Source organism: Sphingomonas sabuli, assembly GCF_014352855.1.
GTDB classification, from domain to species: domain Bacteria; phylum Pseudomonadota; class Alphaproteobacteria; order Sphingomonadales; family Sphingomonadaceae; genus Sphingomicrobium; species Sphingomicrobium sabuli.
This window is the reverse complement of sequence record NZ_CP060697.1, coordinates 2,184,358-2,200,022: the sequence shown is the minus strand read 5'-3', so window position 1 is coordinate 2,200,022 and position 15,665 is coordinate 2,184,358. Positions and strand designations below refer to the sequence as shown.

Annotated in this window: 17 protein-coding genes; 6 read left to right on the top strand and 11 right to left on the bottom strand. The window is 67.0% G+C overall.

What is annotated here, in order from left to right; translation table 11 throughout:
• Nucleotides 1–4: 4 nt before the first annotated feature.
• The 6 genes from H8M03_RS11020 to H8M03_RS10995 all read right to left on the bottom strand — a co-directional run bounded on the left by H8M03_RS11020 (nt 5) and on the right by H8M03_RS10995 (nt 5,178).
• On the bottom strand, nt 5–1,720 hold the full coding sequence (locus H8M03_RS11020) for a peptidoglycan D,D-transpeptidase FtsI family protein (RefSeq protein WP_187479478.1): 1,716 nt from the start codon (nt 1,718–1,720) through the stop codon (nt 5–7).
• Nucleotides 1,717–2,496, bottom strand: a complete 780-nt coding sequence (locus H8M03_RS11015) for a hypothetical protein (RefSeq protein ID WP_187479477.1) — start codon at nt 2,494–2,496, stop codon at nt 1,717–1,719. The genes H8M03_RS11020 and H8M03_RS11015 overlap by 4 nt, the downstream gene beginning before the upstream one ends.
• Complete coding sequence (gene rsmH, locus H8M03_RS11010; RefSeq protein ID WP_187479476.1) at nt 2,493–3,443, bottom strand: 16S rRNA (cytosine(1402)-N(4))-methyltransferase RsmH; 951 nt, start codon at nt 3,441–3,443, stop codon at nt 2,493–2,495. The genes H8M03_RS11015 and rsmH overlap by 4 nt, the downstream gene beginning before the upstream one ends.
• A complete protein-coding gene (locus H8M03_RS11005; protein ID WP_187479475.1) occupies nt 3,440–3,985 on the bottom strand; it encodes a division/cell wall cluster transcriptional repressor MraZ in 546 nt (181 codons plus the stop codon). Before H8M03_RS11005 ends, rsmH begins: the two co-directional genes overlap by 4 nt.
• 231 nt (nt 3,986–4,216) lie before the next feature.
• Entirely contained in the window at nt 4,217–4,951 is a 735-nt protein-coding gene (locus H8M03_RS11000) for a motility-associated ABC transporter substrate-binding family protein (RefSeq protein WP_187479474.1), read from the bottom strand.
• Nucleotides 4,948–5,178 (bottom strand): hypothetical protein, encoded by a 231-nt coding sequence (locus H8M03_RS10995; RefSeq protein WP_187479473.1) that lies wholly within the window; start codon nt 5,176–5,178, stop codon nt 4,948–4,950. The genes H8M03_RS11000 and H8M03_RS10995 overlap by 4 nt, the downstream gene beginning before the upstream one ends.
• Before the next feature lie 84 nt (nt 5,179–5,262).
• Between H8M03_RS10995 and H8M03_RS10990 the strand changes: the two genes are divergently transcribed.
• The 4 genes from H8M03_RS10990 (at nt 5,263) to bfr (ending at nt 8,769) form a co-directional block, all read left to right on the top strand.
• On the top strand, nt 5,263–5,604 hold the full coding sequence (locus tag H8M03_RS10990) for a hypothetical protein (RefSeq protein ID WP_187479472.1): 342 nt from the start codon (nt 5,263–5,265) through the stop codon (nt 5,602–5,604).
• Between the two features lie 81 nt (nt 5,605–5,685).
• Entirely contained in the window at nt 5,686–7,929 is a 2,244-nt protein-coding gene (purL, locus tag H8M03_RS10985; RefSeq protein ID WP_187479471.1) for a phosphoribosylformylglycinamidine synthase subunit PurL, read from the top strand.
• 75 nt (nt 7,930–8,004) lie between these two features.
• Nucleotides 8,005–8,202: a (2Fe-2S)-binding protein gene (locus H8M03_RS10980; protein WP_187479470.1), complete on the top strand. Its 198-nt coding sequence runs from the start codon at nt 8,005–8,007 to the stop codon at nt 8,200–8,202.
• 87 nt (nt 8,203–8,289) lie between these two features.
• Nucleotides 8,290–8,769, top strand: a complete 480-nt coding sequence (bfr, locus tag H8M03_RS10975) for a bacterioferritin (RefSeq protein WP_187479469.1) — start codon at nt 8,290–8,292, stop codon at nt 8,767–8,769.
• Nucleotides 8,770–8,821: 52 nt separating this feature from the next.
• Here bfr and H8M03_RS10970 read toward each other — a convergent pair whose 3' ends face one another.
• A complete protein-coding gene (locus H8M03_RS10970) occupies nt 8,822–9,772 on the bottom strand; it encodes an EamA family transporter (RefSeq protein WP_187479468.1) in 951 nt (316 codons plus the stop codon).
• A gap of 11 nt (nt 9,773–9,783) precedes the next feature.
• Between H8M03_RS10970 and H8M03_RS10965 the strand changes: the two genes are divergently transcribed.
• Nucleotides 9,784–10,341, top strand: coding sequence for an Lrp/AsnC family transcriptional regulator (locus tag H8M03_RS10965; RefSeq protein WP_222931876.1), 558 nt, complete (start codon nt 9,784–9,786; stop codon nt 10,339–10,341).
• 2 nt (nt 10,342–10,343) lie between these two features.
• Nucleotides 10,344–11,543, top strand: coding sequence for a DUF418 domain-containing protein (locus H8M03_RS10960; protein ID WP_187479467.1), 1,200 nt, complete (start codon nt 10,344–10,346; stop codon nt 11,541–11,543).
• Here H8M03_RS10960 and H8M03_RS10955 read toward each other — a convergent pair.
• From H8M03_RS10955 to H8M03_RS10940, 4 genes are all read right to left on the bottom strand, one after another.
• Nucleotides 11,540–11,977 carry an Hpt domain-containing protein gene (locus tag H8M03_RS10955; RefSeq protein ID WP_246448868.1) on the bottom strand — a complete coding sequence of 146 codons (438 nt, stop codon included), beginning with the start codon at nt 11,975–11,977 and terminating at the stop codon, nt 11,540–11,542. The genes H8M03_RS10960 and H8M03_RS10955 overlap by 4 nt on opposite strands.
• 80 nt (nt 11,978–12,057) lie before the next feature.
• Nucleotides 12,058–13,404: a ribosome biogenesis GTPase Der gene (gene der / locus H8M03_RS10950; RefSeq protein WP_187479466.1), complete on the bottom strand. Its 1,347-nt coding sequence runs from the start codon at nt 13,402–13,404 to the stop codon at nt 12,058–12,060.
• Between the two features lie 55 nt (nt 13,405–13,459).
• Complete coding sequence (locus H8M03_RS10945; protein ID WP_187479465.1) at nt 13,460–14,788, bottom strand: outer membrane protein assembly factor BamB family protein; 1,329 nt, start codon at nt 14,786–14,788, stop codon at nt 13,460–13,462.
• Nucleotides 14,785–15,573, bottom strand: a complete 789-nt coding sequence (locus H8M03_RS10940; protein WP_187479464.1) for a tetratricopeptide repeat protein — start codon at nt 15,571–15,573, stop codon at nt 14,785–14,787. The genes H8M03_RS10945 and H8M03_RS10940 overlap by 4 nt, the downstream gene beginning before the upstream one ends.
• Nucleotides 15,574–15,665: the final 92 nt, after the last annotated feature.

Here is a 15,665-nt window from a genome sequence, read left to right as displayed (position 1 = left end):
GGGTTCAGTCTTTCTTGTTGTGGTGGACGAAGGGCAGGACCTCGGACATGTCGGGCTCACGGTTCTTGTCGGGCACGACGCCCAGCATGGGGGCGATCCGGCTGACGGTCTTGCTGACCACCGGCGCGACGTTCCAGCCCGCGGTATGGAAGCCATAGGTTTCGGCGGTGGCCTTCGGATCGTCCAGCATTACCACGATCACATAGCGGGGATCGTCCATCGGGAAAACGCCGGCAAAGGTGGTGACCACCGCGTTCGACGTATAGACGCCGCCGGCCAGCTTTTCGGCGGTGCCGGTCTTGCCGCCGACGCGATAGCCGGGCGCATTGGCCTTCTTGCCGGTGCCTTCGGTCACCACCAGCCGCAGCAGCGACCGCATCTTGTAGCTGGTGTCGGCGGTGAACACCCGCCGGCCCGGCTTCAGCGGGTGCTTGGGATCGACCTTCAGGAACGTCGCCGGACGGAAGATGCCGCCGTTGAACAGGGTGGCGTAGCCGGTGGCGAGATGCAGCGGGGTCACCGCGATGCCGTGGCCGTAGCCGACGGTCATCACCGCGGTCGGGCCCCAGTCGTTGCCCGGCGTCAGGGTCCGCCCGCGTTCCTTCAATTCCATCTCGATCGGCGAGAGGAAACCCATCTTCGACAAAAACGCCTTCTGCCGCGCTGCCCCCACTTCGGCGGCAATCTGCGCAGTGCCGATGTTGGAGCTCTCCTTCATGATCTCGGCCACCGAACAGGGACCGTTGAAGGGATGGGTGTCGGTGATGACGAACCCGCCGATCGGCAGGCCCTTGGGGCAATTGTACATCTTGCCCATCGATTCGATGATGCCGCTGTCCATCGCCATGGCGACGGTGAACGGCTTGTAGGTCGACCCCAGTTCGTAGACGCCGTTGGTGGCGCGGTTGAAGCGCGCTTCAGCCGAGCCCTTGCCGGGCGCGTTCGGATTGACCTGCGGCAGGCTGGTCATGGCCAGGATTTCGCTGGTGCGCACGTCCATGATGATCCCGGCGGCGCCGATCGCCGAGAATTTGGTCATCGCGTCCAGCAGCTCATGCTCCAGCGCCTGCTGGATGCGGTTGGAAATCGACAGCTGGACCGGCTCGCCGCGGGTCGCGGGGTCGGACAGCTGGGCGTCGAATGCCCGTTCCGCGCCGGCCACGCCATGGCCGTCGATGGTGACGTAACCGACCACGCTCGAAGCCAGGCTGGTCTGCGGATAGAGCCGCTCCGGCTCACGCTCGAGCGCGATGCCGGGCTCGCCGAGCGCGTTGGCCGCCTCGACCAGCCCCGGCGCCGCGCGGCGCTTGAGATAGAAGAACCGCTTCCCGGACCGGAGCATCGCGTAATAAGTCGCGGCGTCGCGCTCGGGCATCAGCTCGGCGAGCTTGCGGGACAAGGTCAGCTTGTCGCCGATGACCTTGCCGGGATGAAGGCCGATGCTCCACGCGTCGATCGTCCGCGCCAGCGGCTGGCCGTCGCGGTCGATGATGTCGCCGCGTTCCGGGACCAGGGCGCTGACGCCCTGCGTGCGGCCGGCATGGTCGCCGAACGCGGCAAGGTAGAGGATGCGCAATGCGATGACGGCGATCACGCCGGCATAGATCAGCATGCCCAGCATCAGCCGCTGATGCATCAGCGACAGGATCTGACGGCGCTGCCCGACAAGCCGGAGCCGCTCGGGGCGCGGGGCTACGAGGGCGGCGGTCGGGGCGTTCATTTCTTCGTGGGGGATCCTTTGGCGCTAGCCTTGCCGCCGGGCAGCGGCGCCAGCGGATCGACACTGGCGGTTTGGGTCTTGCGAGTCACCTCGCCAGCCGCCGCCTTGACCGGTTTGTCCCCAGCTTTCTTCGCGGGCACGACCGGCTTCACCGGCGCGGTCGCCGCAACCTTGGCCTTGGCCGGGGCCGGCTTCGTCACGGCCGCGACGTCGGCCTTCGCCGGCGCCGGCTTCTTCGTTGCCACCGGTTCCGGTTTCCGGGACGTCGCGGTGGCGACCGGCTTCGGCGCCACCGGCTCGGCCTTTTTCGGCGCGGGCGCCGGAGCAGCCTTGGCGGTCATGTCCTTGCGCGGCTCAAGCTTGAGGCTCGCGGTATGCAGCAACTGCGCGGCCGGGGCCGGGGCGGCTTCCTCGGCCAGCGGCTGTTGCGGCTGCGGGGCCGGGGCCGACGCCAGCACCACCGGCGCATCGATCGACCGATGTTCGGGCCGGACGAGCCGGGCAAGCTGGAACTTGTCGCCCAGGATCTGCTCCGGCGACGGCGCGGACAAAGCGAGCACGCGGACGTTCCACCGCTCCAGCTGGGCCAGCCGGGCGCGGGTCCCGATTTCGGTCTGCAGCAGGCGGATGTCGCGCTGCGCATGGACGATCTGATATTCGACCTGCTCGAGGGCCGCACGCTCGGACGCCACCCGGAGAGACACCAGGTAACATCCGAGCGCGGCTCCAGCCACGGCGGTCGCCATGAAAACGGAATGGAAGCTGCGAACGCTCATGCGCGCCCTCCCTTGTCTTGCCATGCGGGCGCGGCACTGCGCACCGCGCTTCTCAACCGGGCCGACCGCGACCGCGGATTGACGGCCAGTTCGCGCTCCGACGGGGAAACCGGCTTCGCCACCTGCCCGAACGACGGTTCGGGAAGGTCGCGACGCTCAGGTCGGTGGCGCGAACCGGCCGGCGTTCCCCCGCTGCGTTCGCGGAAGAAACGTTTCACGATCCGGTCTTCGAGCGAATGAAAGGTGACGACCGCCAGCCGCCCGCCGGGCCGGAGAGAGCGTTCGGCCGCCACCAGTCCCTGCTCGAGCTCGTCGAGCTCGGCATTGAGATGAATGCGAATGGCCTGGAAGGTGCGCGTCGCCGGATCGCTCTTCTGGCCCTGCCGGTACCCGGTCGCGCGGCGCACGATCGCCGCCAGCTCCGCCGTCCGCTCCAGCGGACGGGCGGCGACGATCGCCCTTGCAATGGTCCGCGCGCGGGGTTCCTCGCCGTATTCACGGAGGATGCGGGCAATCTCCGTTTCGTCGGCCTGGTTGAGGAACTCCGCCGCGGTCGGCCCGCTTTGGCTCATGCGCATGTCGAGCGGCCCGTCGACCGAGAAGGCAAAGCCCCGCTCGGCCCGGTCCAGCTGCATCGACGACACGCCGATATCGAGCGCGATCGCGTCGACCGGTCCGATGCCGCGTTCGGCAAGCACCCGGTCCATCTGGCTGAAGCGTTCTTCCACCAGCGTCAGGCGCGGGTCAGGGACGAGCGAGCGGCCTTCCGCGATCGCACTTGGATCACGGTCGAAACCGATCACTCGTCCCACCCCCACCGCAAGCATCGCGCGGGCGTAACCGCCCGCGCCGAATGTTCCGTCGACCGCCGTCTCGCCCGGTTGCAGCGCCATTGCGCCGATCACCTCGTCGAGCAGGACGGGGACATGGGCCGCGCGCGGGCTCATGCCTGCACGCCCCGCTCTTCCAGCCGGAAGCGCGCAATGTCCTTGAGATCCTCGGGCACGCGGTCGTCAGCCAGGAAATGTTGCGGGTTCCAGATCTGGAAGGTCTCGCCGGTGCCGAGGAACAGCGCGAGGTCCTCGATCGCGCCTTTGCGGCGCATCATCGGCGGCAGGACGATCCGGCCGGAACTGTCGTAAGGCACTTCTTCCGTTGCGGCGAAGGCCATCAGGTTGCGCTGCTGATATTCCAGCTGCGCCTGGTCGCCGGCGCCTTCTTCCTTTTCCAGCAGCCGTTCGAGCTTGGCATGCTTGAGCGCCGCGTAAGCGGGGTCGTAGGCGCTCAGCGCGGGAAAGGCCTCATGCTTGGCAAGGACGATGGTGCGGGCATCGCCGCGACGCTCGATTACCGAACGCAGGAATGCGGGTACGGAAACGCGCCCTTTGGCGTCGACCGCATTGAGAGCGCTGCCTTGAAACAGATGCTCGAGACCCACGTCACTTCCCCGTTCGGGCGCACAGCTCTCCCATTCGCGGGTGCGCGGCATCGCCGCCCGGCCCGCGCCGGAATTTTCGAAATGGGTTCAGCCCCGCGCTACAGCCGCTGTTGGTAACTCAGAGGCGTACGGGATACAATGGATTTTCATGCCACACAGCGGGATTTTATGCCAAATCTCGGTTTTCTGCGGGTTTTTGAATGGGATTTGAAGCCGTGTTCTACTCCTGTTCTGGGACGGCCATGGTGTGGATAAGTCTGTGAGCAGCGATTCCGTGGCGAATCAACGCTCAAGCCCGGACAATTGACGGACCAGCGCAACCGCGCCCGACTTCGCCAGCGCCGGATCGCTCGGCGCGAGGAAATCGGCATCGGCGACGACCGTCGCTCGGCCCCGCCCGATCCGGCAATGCGCGATCAGGCCGCCGCTGCTCGTTGTGCAATCCGCTGTAGTGGCCGTCAGCAGTCCGGGCGACCGCGTCACGAGCACGGCCCCGTCCAGGTTCATCGCGACGGGCCCCAGTTCGGCGGGTGCTTCGACCCGCAATCCCCAGTGCCCGAGCAGGCCGGTATCGGCGAAGGCGAACGGCGGGCGCGCCGGATCGCCAAGCGCCAGCGCGCTCGGCCATTGCAGCGCCGGGTCGGCGAGCAGGAGGACGCGGCCGCCATCGCGGACCCAGCGATCGAGCTCGACCAGCGCCTCGGCCGGCTGCGCCTGCGGCTGCGCCATCAGCAGCAGGCCGTCGCGCGACAGGCTGGCACGATCCGCAACGCTGATCGGCACGACCCGGTAGCGTTCTTGCAGCGCGGCAAGCACCAGCGACGTCTCCCCGTCCAGCGTGAACCCTTCGGCGAACGCAATCGGCAAGGTGGTCAGCAACAATAACGGCGGCTTGCCGGCGCGCTCGCCGATCGGCCGCGCCTCCGGTCCGCCGCGCTGCGTCGATAAAAGGATGAGGATGCCGACCGCCGCCAGTGCGCCGAGCACGGCGGCAACCAGCCACCGGCGCCGGGTCATTGGGCCGGGGCCGTCTCGTTCTGCTCGGGTTCGGGGCCGGGCGCGACGCCAAGCTCGGCCAACGGCTCCTTGGGTTCGTTGGTCACCGCATTCTCGACCGCAGAGCTCTGGTCGTCGCGGCCGGAGCGGCTGACAACGCTGCCCAGCAGGACGAGCAGAAAGGCGAAGGCGAGCCCGGTGAGCCCGATGCGGATTCGCTGCGCGGTCGTTCCGGTCCGGGTCCCCATCGGTCGATGAAGCTATGGCCCGCGCCGGCACAATGCAAGGAAACGGTCTTGACGCGACCCGCTCCCATCGCGAAAGCCGCGCCCATGACTCGCACCTCGCTTCTGCTCGCCATCGTTGCCACTGCCGCGCTTGCCGGTTGCAACAATGCAGACCACACCATCGTCGCCGGAGGCCCCGACGAAGATCCCGTCAACGAAGTCGATGTCGCCAACGTCCAGTTGCCGCCGTCGATCACCGCCACGAAAAGCTATCGCTGCAAGGACAATAGCGTGCTTCGCATCGACTGGCTGAGCGACGGCAGCGCCCGTGTCCACACCGGCGAATCCGATGCCGGAACGCAGGTCCAGGTCGGCGAGGGCGGACCGCTCTCGGGTTCGGCCGACGCCGCGACCGTCACCTACGAAGGCAAGAGCTGCAAGGCGTAACGCCGCGGCTCATCCGATTATCGCGACCCCGGCCGCAAGGCCGGGGTTTTTTTGTGCCGCGCTGCCCGCTATCGGCGCGCCATGACCGTCGCAGAAGCGCAAGCCCCCGCCATCACCCCTGACATCGTCGCCGAGCATGGCCTCAGCGAGGAAGAATATCAGCGCGTCCTCAAAAGCCTTGGCCGCGAACCCAACCTGGTCGAACTCGGCATCTTCTCGGTGATGTGGTCGGAGCATTGTTCGTACAAAAGCTCGCGCGTCCACCTGAAGACCCTGCCGACCGAGGCGCCGTGGGTGATCTGCGGGCCGGGCGAGAATGCCGGGATCATCGACATCGGCGACGGCGATGCCGCCATCTTCAAGATGGAAAGCCACAACCACCCCTCGTACATCGAGCCCTATCAGGGCGCGGCGACCGGCGTCGGCGGCATCCTGCGCGACGTCTTCACCATGGGCGCGCGGCCGATCGCCAACCTCAACGCCCTGCGGTTCGGGTCGCCCGACCATCCCAAGACGCGGCACCTGGTCGCGGGCGTGGTCCACGGCATCGGCGGCTACGGCAATTGCGTCGGCGTCCCGACCGTCGGCGGCGAGGTGGATTTCGACGACAGCTACAACGGCAACATCCTCGTCAACGCGATGACCGTCGGAGTCGCGAAGTCGGACAAGATTTTCTATTCCGCCGCTGCCGGCATCGGCAATCCGGTGGTCTATGTCGGGTCCAAGACCGGCCGCGACGGAATCCACGGGGCGACCATGGCGTCGGCCGATTTCTCCGAGGATTCGGAGGAAAAGCGCCCGACCGTGCAGGTCGGCGACCCGTTCACCGAGAAGCTGCTGATCGAGGCCTGCCTTGAACTGATGGCGTCGGACGCGATCGTCGCCATCCAGGACATGGGCGCCGCCGGCCTTACCTCCTCGTCGGTCGAAATGGCGTCCAAGGGCGGCGTCGGCATCCGCCTCGACATGAACAAGGTGCCGTGCCGCGAGGAGGGCATGACGCCCTACGAAATGATGCTCTCGGAATCGCAGGAGCGGATGCTGATGGTGCTGAAGCCCGGCCGCGAAGCCGAGGCCGAGGCGATTTTCCGCAAGTGGGAGCTCGATTTCGCGGTCATCGGCGAAGTCACCGACACCGGCCGCATGGTGCTGGAATTCGGCGGCGAGACGGTGTGCGACATCCCGCTCGATCCCCTTGCCGACGAAGCCCCCTGCTACGAGCGGCCCTACGAAATTCCGGCCGCCCCGGCCCCGCTGGCCAACGTGCCGGACAGCGCCGACCTGGCCGCGGAGCTGCTGCAGCTGGTCGCCTCGCCCAACCTCGCCAGCCGCCGTTGGGTGTGGGAGCAATATGACCAGACGGTCGGCGCCGACACCATCCAGACGCCGGGCGGCGACGCCGCCGTGGTCCGCGTGCACGGCACCAGGAAGGCGCTGGCGATGACCACCGACGTCACCCCGCGCTATTGCAAGGCGGACCCGGTAGAAGGCGGCCGCCAGGCCGTCGCCGAGGCCTATCGTAACCTGTGCGCCGTCGGCGCGCGCCCGCTGGCGATCACCAACTGCCTCAACTTCGGCAATCCGCAGCGGCCCGAAATCATGGGCCAGTTCGTCGGCTGCCTCCAGGGCATGGCCGAAGCCTGCAAGGCGCTCGACTTCCCGGTCGTGAGCGGCAACGTCTCGCTCTACAACGAAACCAAGGCCGACGACGGCAGCAGCCAGGCGATCCTGCCGACCCCGGCGATCGGCGGCGTCGGCCTGCTCGCCGACAGCGCGCGGATGGCGACCATCGGCTTCAAGCAGTCCGGCGACGTGCTGGTCGTGCTCGGCACGCGCGGCGGCCATCTCGGCCAGTCGCTGTGGCTCAAGGAAGTGCACGGCCGGTCCGACGGCCCGCCGCCGCCGGTCGATCTCGACAGCGAGCGGCGCACCGGCGACTTCGTTCGCGCGATGGTCGAACGCGGCGCGCTAACCGCCGTCCACGACGTATCGGGCGGCGGCCTTGCCGTGGCGCTGGCGGAAATGGCGATGGCCGGCGGGGTCGGCGCGCTGGTCCAGCCATCCGGCCCCGGCCATATCGCGCGCCAGTTCTTCGCCGAGGACCAGGGCCTATACGTCGCGACGATCGACGATGCGCATTTGCTCGACTTCCTCACCGGCGCGGACGCCGCCGGGGTGCAGGTCGAACCTATCGGGCGGACCGCCGGAAAGCGGCTGATCTTCGAGCTCGCCGACACGGATTTCTGCGTGTCGATCGACGAGCTGCGTACCGCGCACCGCAGCTTCTTCCCCAGGCTGATGGGTGAGGACGCCGCGCTGGCCTAGCGATCCGCCGGGGCGCCAGATCGTCTCGTTGCGATAGTTGTTGCGAATGTATCGCAATAGCACTATGTGAGTCGCATGATCCTGTGCGTCTGCAATGCCATCACTGAACGGGAGGTCCGCGACCTCGCCCGCGCCGGCGCTCGTACGCCCGAGGAGGCCTATGCCGCCTTGGGGCATGAGCCGCAGTGCGGCAGCTGCCTGTGCTATGCCGACCGGCTGATGGCCGAGGAGCGCTCCAGGCGCCCCGCCCCCAAGCTGCGCATCGTCGCCTGAGCTGATCCCCTCATCCGGCGGATTTGCGCCGGTTCGTCTTTTCTGTCCGGCCCGCCTGCGGTAGGGCTGGGGTCACGGGAGAGAAGAATGCAAGGCGACCCCAAGGTCATCGAAATGCTCAACGAGGCGCTCAAGGCCGAGCTGACCGCGATCAACCAATATTGGCTGCATTACCGGCTGCTCGACAATTGGGGCGTGACGAAGCTGGCCGCCTTCGAGCGCGCCGAATCGATCGACGAGATGAAGCACGCGGACAAGTTCGCGGAGCGCATCCTGTTCCTCGAAGGCCTGCCCAACTTCCAGGCCCTCGGGCGCCTGCGCATCGGCGAGAATGTCGAAGAGGTGCTGAAGGCCGACCTCGAAGCCGAGCTTGAAGCCGTCGCCATGTACAAGGAAGGGGTCGCCTATTGCGAAAGCGTCCGCGACTACGTCAGCCGCGACCTGTTCGCCGAAGTGCTGCGTGACGAGGAAGGGCATGTCGAAAAGATCGAGACCCAGGTCGAGATGATCGCGCGCATGGGCCTGCAGAATTACGTCCAGCTGCAAAGCGAGAGCATCGAGGGCTGAAAGAACTGCGCCGAACGCGGCGCCTCGCCCGGTTGACGGCGGAGCCGTCCGCTCAACCGACCTCGTCGGGCGCCGGGGAACCGGGTGCTGGCCGGTGGATAGCGACGCCAGCCATCACCAGAACGATACCTGCCATGTCGGCGACTCCGGGAATCTGTCGCAGGACGAGAACTCCGATTATGGTCGCTGTCGCCGGTAGCAAGGCGAGCAACAAGGCAAAGGCGGTTCGCGGCAGCCGCGCCATCGCCAGCTGGTCGCAGACATAGGGGATGACCGAAGAGCATATTCCGACGGCGATGCCGGCCAGTACGAGCATGGGCGTATCGAAAGCGTCCAGTGCCTGCATGAAGCCGATTGGCATGACGAACAGGAACGCGACGGTCATCGCTGCTCCGAGACGCTCGACCCCGCCGGAAGCGCCTTTCTGCGATATCCGGTGGCCGAGCACGACGTAGAGAACGAAAAGTCCGCCGTTCAGGCCTGCCCAGAACAGGCCGACCAGGTCGTCAGTCGCCTTGCCGCCGGTGGAGATCAGGCCAGGCACATCGATCAGCAGGGCAACTCCGCCCATCGCGATGGCCAGTGCGAGGTAATTTCTCGCGGTTCGCAATCCCCACAGTGCAATGCCGATCGTGCCGACAAATTCGATTGCGGCCACCAGCGCGATCGGCAGCCTGTCCAGGGCGAGGTAGAAGGCGCAATTCATGGCCGCCAGACAGGCCCCCAACGCCACCAGCAGACGCCTTTCGTCCGGCGAGGACGCGATGAATACGCGCCACGGCTTGGTCGTCGGCGCGAATATCAGTGCTGCGGAGGCGATCCGGAACCAGGCCACGCCAAGCACGCCGACGACCGGAAACAGGAGCACGGCGAAGGCCGGGCCCAGATAATGGAAGATAGCGGAGACTCCGAACCACGCATGCGGCGGGACGGCATCCGACAGCCGTGACAAGTGTCCGGTTCTCGCGCTGACCGGGCCTGAATCGCGTTGCTGGCGTTCCATTCCTTCAGAATATGGGTCAAGCCTGCGGATCGATATGGAGAATGAATATGTCGAAACCGCTATTAGTTTCTGAACAGCAGGCGGAAGCTTCGAAGGACCATCGATTCGGGAAGTTCTCCTTGGACCGCATCGATGCGGCGATATTGCGGGAACTGAGCAAGGACGCCCGCCTGCCAAGGGCTGAATTGTCGCGCCGGGTCGGCTTGTCGACGCCGAGCGTAGCCGATCGCGTTCGCCGGCTGGAGGATGTCGGGGTTATCAGGGGGTATCACGCGGACATCGATCCCGCCTGCCTCGGTTATGGCTTGGCATTGCTCATCCGCGCCCGCCCCTTGCCCGGACAGATGCAAAATATGATCGAAGCCATTCGCAGCACCCCGCAGATCGTCTCATGCGACCGGGTGTCCGGCGAGGATTGTTTCGTTGCCCGGGCTCATGTCCACGATGTCATCGAGATGGAGGCTGTGATCGACCGCATCGTCCCCTTTGGCGCGACCAACAGTTCCGTCGTTCAGTCGAGCCCGGTCGAAAACCGGATCGAGCAATTGATCAGCCTCGCTCGCAAGTAATCATGTCCAACCGCATCATCACGCTCGACGTCATCCGCGGGGTTGCGGTGATGGGCATCTTTTCGGTCAACGTCGTCGCCTTCGCGATGGTCGAGGCGGCCTATTTCAATCCGCCCGTCTACGGTTTCGACGGGCTTGCCGACCGGCTGATGTGGCTGGCCAATTTCATCCTCGTCGACGGCAAGATGCGCTCGCTCTTCTCGATCCTGTTCGGGGCGTCGATGCTGCTGGTCGCCGACCGCGCAGACGCGTCCGGCCAGTCGGCGACCGGCGTGCATTACCGGCGCATGGCCGTGCTCCTGCTGTTCGGCCTCGCCCATTTCTATTTCATCTGGTTCGGCGACATCCTCACCACCTATGCGGTGGTCGGCAGCGTCGTTTTCCTCTTCCGCCGGTTCAACGTCGCCGCGCTCGCCGCCTTTGCTGTCGTCGCCTACATCCTTGCCTTCGCCAATGCTGCTAGCCAGGCGTCGGCCTTCGCCGCGCGCATCGCCGTGGCGCTTGCCTCGGGGGACCCGGACGCGATCGGCTATTACGGGCCGTCGGCGGCGTCCATCGCGCGTGACCTTGCCGTCCATTCCAGCTGGCCGGCCTATGTCGCGACAATGATCGGGGAGCGGCTATGGAACCCGCTCGACATCGTCCGCGCACTGTTCATGGAAACCTTCGCGCTGATGCTGATCGGCATGGCCGCCTATCGGTCGGGCTTCCTGAACGGCCAATGGCCGGCCGCCGCCTACCGGCGGATCGCCATCGTCGGAATCGCGCTCGGAGCCGCCTTCAGCGCCGTGCTCGCCGCCTGGGTGTGGGCCGACGGCTTCCGCCTGCCGCTGACCGTCAACGCGCTGGAAACCTGGTCGATGCCCGCCCATCCGGTGATGGCGCTGGCCTATGCCGCTGCGCTTGTCCTCGCCGTGCGCAAGGGCGGCTGGCTGATCGACCGGCTGGCCGCCGTCGGCCGTGCCGCTTTCACCAATTATCTGGGCACCAGCATCGTCGCGATGCTGGTCTTCAACGGGTCGGGGCTGGGCCTGTACGGGCAACTGTCGCGGGCGGAATGCTGGCTGCTCGTTCCGCTGGTGTGGCTGCTGATGCTGCTATGGTCGAAACCATGGCTCGACCGCTTCACCTACGGGCCGCTGGAATGGGCCTGGCGCAGCCTGTCGCGGCTGCGGCCGCAACCGATGCTGAAGCGCGCCTAGATGCGGCCGAAATCCTGGTTCGCGACCTTGCGCCCGAACCCGCCCGGCGCGCTGCGCGCCCGTGACAGCAACGGGTTGGTCGCCTTGTCGAACAATTCGACCGTCTGGTTGAACAGCTGCCGAAGCTCGACCACCTGCGGCACCAGCTCGTCCGGAAAGCGGCGGCTTTCGATGCAGAAACGGGCGGTCGATTCGATCAGCTCGGCCACTTCGGCCAGCGGCTCCGCGCCAAGCTGGCGGGCCTCGCCCTTCAACGTATGCGCGGGGATTACCAGCGCGGCCGTATTCTGGTCGCGCATCGCCTGTTCGATCGTGCCTACCGACTTGGTGCCGTCTTCGCGGAAATAGCTGAGGATCTTGATGAAGCCGACGCCCAGCTCCGATCGGCTCCGTTCGAAATGCACCCAGTCGACGATATCCTGGTCGTCGTTCACCCGTATCTCCTCGGCACCGGGACATGTCCGGCAATGGCCCCACTGCCAGCCGTGCTAGCCGCCAAAGGGTAAACGTCTTCTTATCGGTCGAACGGGTTCTTGGGCGACCGCAAGGTGAAGCGCACCGGCACCGGGCCAAGGCCAAGGTCGCGCCGCATCGAATTGACCAGGTAGCGGCGATAGCTTTCGGGAAGCTCGGTGGTGCGGGTGCCGAACACGACAAAGGTCGGCGGCCGGGTCTTCACCTGCGTGATATAGCGCAGCTTGATCCGCTTGCCGCCCGGCGCTGGCGGCGGATTGGCGTCGACCGCAGCCTCGAACCAGCGGTTGAGTGCGCCGGTCGACACGCGCCGCGACCATTGTTCGCGCAGCTCGAAGGCGGCGCTCAGCAACTGGTCGATGCCCTTGCCGGTCTTGGCCGACACGGTCAGCACCGGGATGCCCTTGATCTGGGCCAGCCCTTCCTCGAGCGCCGCCTTGATACCGTTGAACAGCGACGAGGCGTTGTCGGCCACGTCCCATTTGTTGATGGCGATGATCAGCGCCCGGCCTTCGTCGATCACGCTCGACGCGATGCGTAGATCCTGCACCTCCAGCCCGCGGGTGGCGTCGAGCAGCAGGACGACGACCTCCGCCAGGTCGATCGATTTCTTGGCGTCGGCGGTGGACAGCCATTCCAGCTTGTCGGTGACCTTGGCGCGCTTGCGCATGCCGGCGGTGTCGACCAGCCGCACCTTGCGGCCCTGCCATTCCCAGTCCAGCGCAATGGAATCGCGGGTGATGCCGGCTTCGGGACCGGTGATCATCCGTTCTTCGCCCAGCATCCGGTTGACCAGGGTCGACTTGCCCGCGTTGGGCCGGCCGACGATGGCGATCTTCAGCGGGCCGCCCTCTTCCCCTTCTTCTTCCTCCGGCTCGTCCAATTCCTCGCGTTCGACATGCGGGCGCAGCGATTCGAACAGGTCGGCGACGCCCTCGCCATGTTCGGCGCTCATCGCCACCGGATCGCCCAGGCCGAGCCGATAGGCATCGAGCACGCCGGGCTGGGACGCGCGCGATTCGGCCTTGTTGGCGACCAGCACGATGGGGGTCTTCGACGACCGCAGCCAGCGGGCGATTTCGGCGTCCAGCGGGCTGACGCCTTCGCGCGCGTCGATCAGGAACAGGGCGACGTCGGCCTCGGCGACCGCCGCCTCGGTCTGCTTGCGCATCCGGCCCGGCAGCGATTGCGGATCCTCGTCCTCATAGCCCGCGGTGTCGATGACCCGGAACTCAAGGCCAAGCAGGTGCGCGTCGCCCTCGCGCCGGTCGCGGGTCACGCCCGGCCGGTCGTCCACCAGCGCCAGCTTCTTGCCGACAAGGCGGTTGAACAGGGTCGACTTGCCCACGTTGGGACGGCCGACGATGGCGACGGTGGGAAGGGGCATGGCCCGCGCCTAGACGATGGCGGCCGTCATGGCGAGGACGGCCGCGCGATCGGTCCTATTTGAACGCGTGCAGGCGCCCGTTGTCGTCGAGGACATACATCATGTCGTTAGCCACCACCGGCGGCAGGCTGATGCCGGTCTTGATCGACGTCTGGCCCTGCACCGCGCCGGTGGTCGGGTCGGCAAAGACGATCGCGCCCTGGTTGTTGGCGACGATCAGCCGTCCGCCCGCCAGAACCGGCCCGACATAGCTGATCGGCCCGCTCTTCGACTTGGGCTTGCGATACTGCTGCAACTGGCTGATCCAGCGCACCTTGCCGCTGGCCCGGGCAATGGCCATCAGCTTCGCATCGTCGGTGACGACGAACACCCAGTCGCCCGCCACCCACGGCGTCGAAATGCCGGCCAGGTTGAGTTCCCAGATGCGCTGGCCGGTGATCAGTTCGAGCGCGACCATCCGACCGCCCTGGCCGATGGCGATGACCTGCCCGTTGTCGATCACCGGGTCGGCGTCGATGTCGGACAGCGACGACACGCTGGTGCGGATGCTGGTCCGGGCCAGCGCGTCCTGCCACACGAGCCGCGCGTTTTCGTAACGATAGGCGTTGAGCTCGCCTGAGGAGAATCCGGCGACGACAGTGCCCTGCGCATAGGCCGGGGACGCAACCCCGAACACGCCGGCAATTTCCAGCGCCGCGGCGGCGTTCCAGGTGGTCGACCCGTCGCTGAGCTTGAGCGAGAAGATCTGGTTGTCCTGGCTCATCACGTAAAGCGCGTCGCCGGCGATGGTCGGCGCCCCGCGCAGCGGGCCGCCCGGACGCACCTGCCACACCTGGCCGCCGTTGCCCGCGTCGAGCGCGGTGACGAAGCCAAGGCCGTTGGTCGCGTAAACCCGCCCGCCGGTGAAGGCGAGCCCGCCGCCGAACAGCGACGCCTCGTTGCCGCGCTCGACGCCGAAGCGGGACTGCCACACTTCGCCGCCGGTCGCCGCGTCGAAGGCGCGGACAGTGGACATGGTGTCGATGGTAAAGACCTTGCCGTCCGCAACGATCGGTGCCGCGGCAAGCCGGGCCGACAGCGACGTGCCCTGGCCGATCGACGCCGACCACAGCTGGTTGAGCGACCCGGTCAATGCGACATGGCCCATCGACTTGGCGGCATTGCCGCCGGACTGGGCCCAGTCGGCGTTGGCGACCGGCGCCGGCAGCGCCATCGGCAGCGCTGCGGTTGCAGGGTCGACCTGGACGTCGGTTTCGCCGGCCAGGACCGAAATCCGTTCGCCGACCACGGGCGTCGTCGGTCCGCCCTTCTTGAACAGGCCGCAACCGCTGGCGGCCATGGCCGCCGCGACGAGCGCTGCGAGTTTGAAATGCTTGGGCGTCATTGCTGGGTTCCTGCTGGTGCGGTCTGCGGCGCGGGCGCGGCCGGTTGCGGCGGCGCGGCCTGCTGCGCCTGGACGGCGGTGGCTTGGGCGGCAAGGTCGGGAAGTGCGGCGCTGGCATCGACGCCCAGCGTGCCGGCGATCTGCACGGCGCGGCTGCGCGCGGTCAACGGGGCGGCCTTGTCGCTGGCGATGGACGCGAACAGGCGGCCGGCGCGCTCGGTCTGGCCCTGCTTGAGATAGGCCATGGCGGTCAATTCGCCGGCGCTTGCGAACCAAGGATTGCCGGGCTTGGTCAGCGGCGCCAGCCGCGAAACCACTTGCGCGGGCTGCAGCTGGTCGAACTCGATCGCCGTGGACCGGACCAGCGCAAGGTTGCGATAGGCGTCGGGTGCGCCCTTGTCGTCGGCGACCGCGCGATAGTTGGCCAGCGCCGCGTTGCGGTCGGCGCTGTCCAGAGCGACCGCCGCGTCGGCCAGCCGCGCCAGCGTGCGGACCATATCGTTGCCGACCGTCTTCAGCGGCTCCAGCCGCTTGCGCGCCTGCTCGCCCTGCCCGCTGCCGATCTGGTCATAAATGGCCATCAGCTCTTCGGACTGCTGCGACGCCTTCTTCTGCTGCTGGTTCTGCCAGAACAGGTAAGCGCCGGCGGCGATCAGGAAGACGACGACCGCCGCGATCAGCCACTTGGCGTAGCGCTTGGCGAACAGCTCCATCTGGTCGCGACGAAGGTTGTCGTCGACCTCGCGGAGGAAGGCGTCATTCGGGGTATCGGGGGTGAGAGCCAAGGGTTCCCTCAACTTGCGGCGAGAAAGGTCAACGAAGGCCGCCCCATCCCCCACGGCGGATGAACGGAAGCTGGCGGCGCTCCGTCTAGCGA

Bases quoted from the DNA above. Each gene is read 5' to 3' on its own strand.
- H8M03_RS11020 (WP_187479478.1), bottom strand. From the start codon at position 1,720: ATGAACGCCCCGACCGCCGCCCTCGTAGCCCCGCGCCCCGAGCGGCTC.
- H8M03_RS10995 (WP_187479473.1), bottom strand. From the start codon at position 5,178: ATGGGGACCCGGACCGGAACGACCGCGCAGCGAATCCGCATCGGGCTC.
- H8M03_RS11015 (WP_187479477.1), bottom strand. From the start codon at position 2,496: ATGAGCGTTCGCAGCTTCCATTCCGTTTTCATGGCGACCGCCGTGGCT.
- H8M03_RS11005 (WP_187479475.1), bottom strand. From the start codon at position 3,985: ATGCCGCGCACCCGCGAATGGGAGAGCTGTGCGCCCGAACGGGGAAGT.
- H8M03_RS10965 (WP_222931876.1), top strand. From the start codon at position 9,784: ATGGGTCAAGCCTGCGGATCGATATGGAGAATGAATATGTCGAAACCG.
- der (WP_187479466.1), bottom strand. From the start codon at position 13,404: ATGCCCCTTCCCACCGTCGCCATCGTCGGCCGTCCCAACGTGGGCAAG.
- purL (WP_187479471.1), top strand. From the start codon at position 5,686: ATGACCGTCGCAGAAGCGCAAGCCCCCGCCATCACCCCTGACATCGTC.
- H8M03_RS10990 (WP_187479472.1), top strand. From the start codon at position 5,263: ATGACTCGCACCTCGCTTCTGCTCGCCATCGTTGCCACTGCCGCGCTT.
- rsmH (WP_187479476.1), bottom strand. From the start codon at position 3,443: ATGAGCCCGCGCGCGGCCCATGTCCCCGTCCTGCTCGACGAGGTGATC.
- H8M03_RS10970 (WP_187479468.1), bottom strand. From the start codon at position 9,772: ATGGAACGCCAGCAACGCGATTCAGGCCCGGTCAGCGCGAGAACCGGA.
- H8M03_RS10960 (WP_187479467.1), top strand. From the start codon at position 10,344: ATGTCCAACCGCATCATCACGCTCGACGTCATCCGCGGGGTTGCGGTG.
- bfr (WP_187479469.1), top strand. From the start codon at position 8,290: ATGCAAGGCGACCCCAAGGTCATCGAAATGCTCAACGAGGCGCTCAAG.
- H8M03_RS10980 (WP_187479470.1), top strand. From the start codon at position 8,005: ATGATCCTGTGCGTCTGCAATGCCATCACTGAACGGGAGGTCCGCGAC.
- H8M03_RS10945 (WP_187479465.1), bottom strand. From the start codon at position 14,788: ATGACGCCCAAGCATTTCAAACTCGCAGCGCTCGTCGCGGCGGCCATG.
- H8M03_RS11000 (WP_187479474.1), bottom strand. From the start codon at position 4,951: ATGACCCGGCGCCGGTGGCTGGTTGCCGCCGTGCTCGGCGCACTGGCG.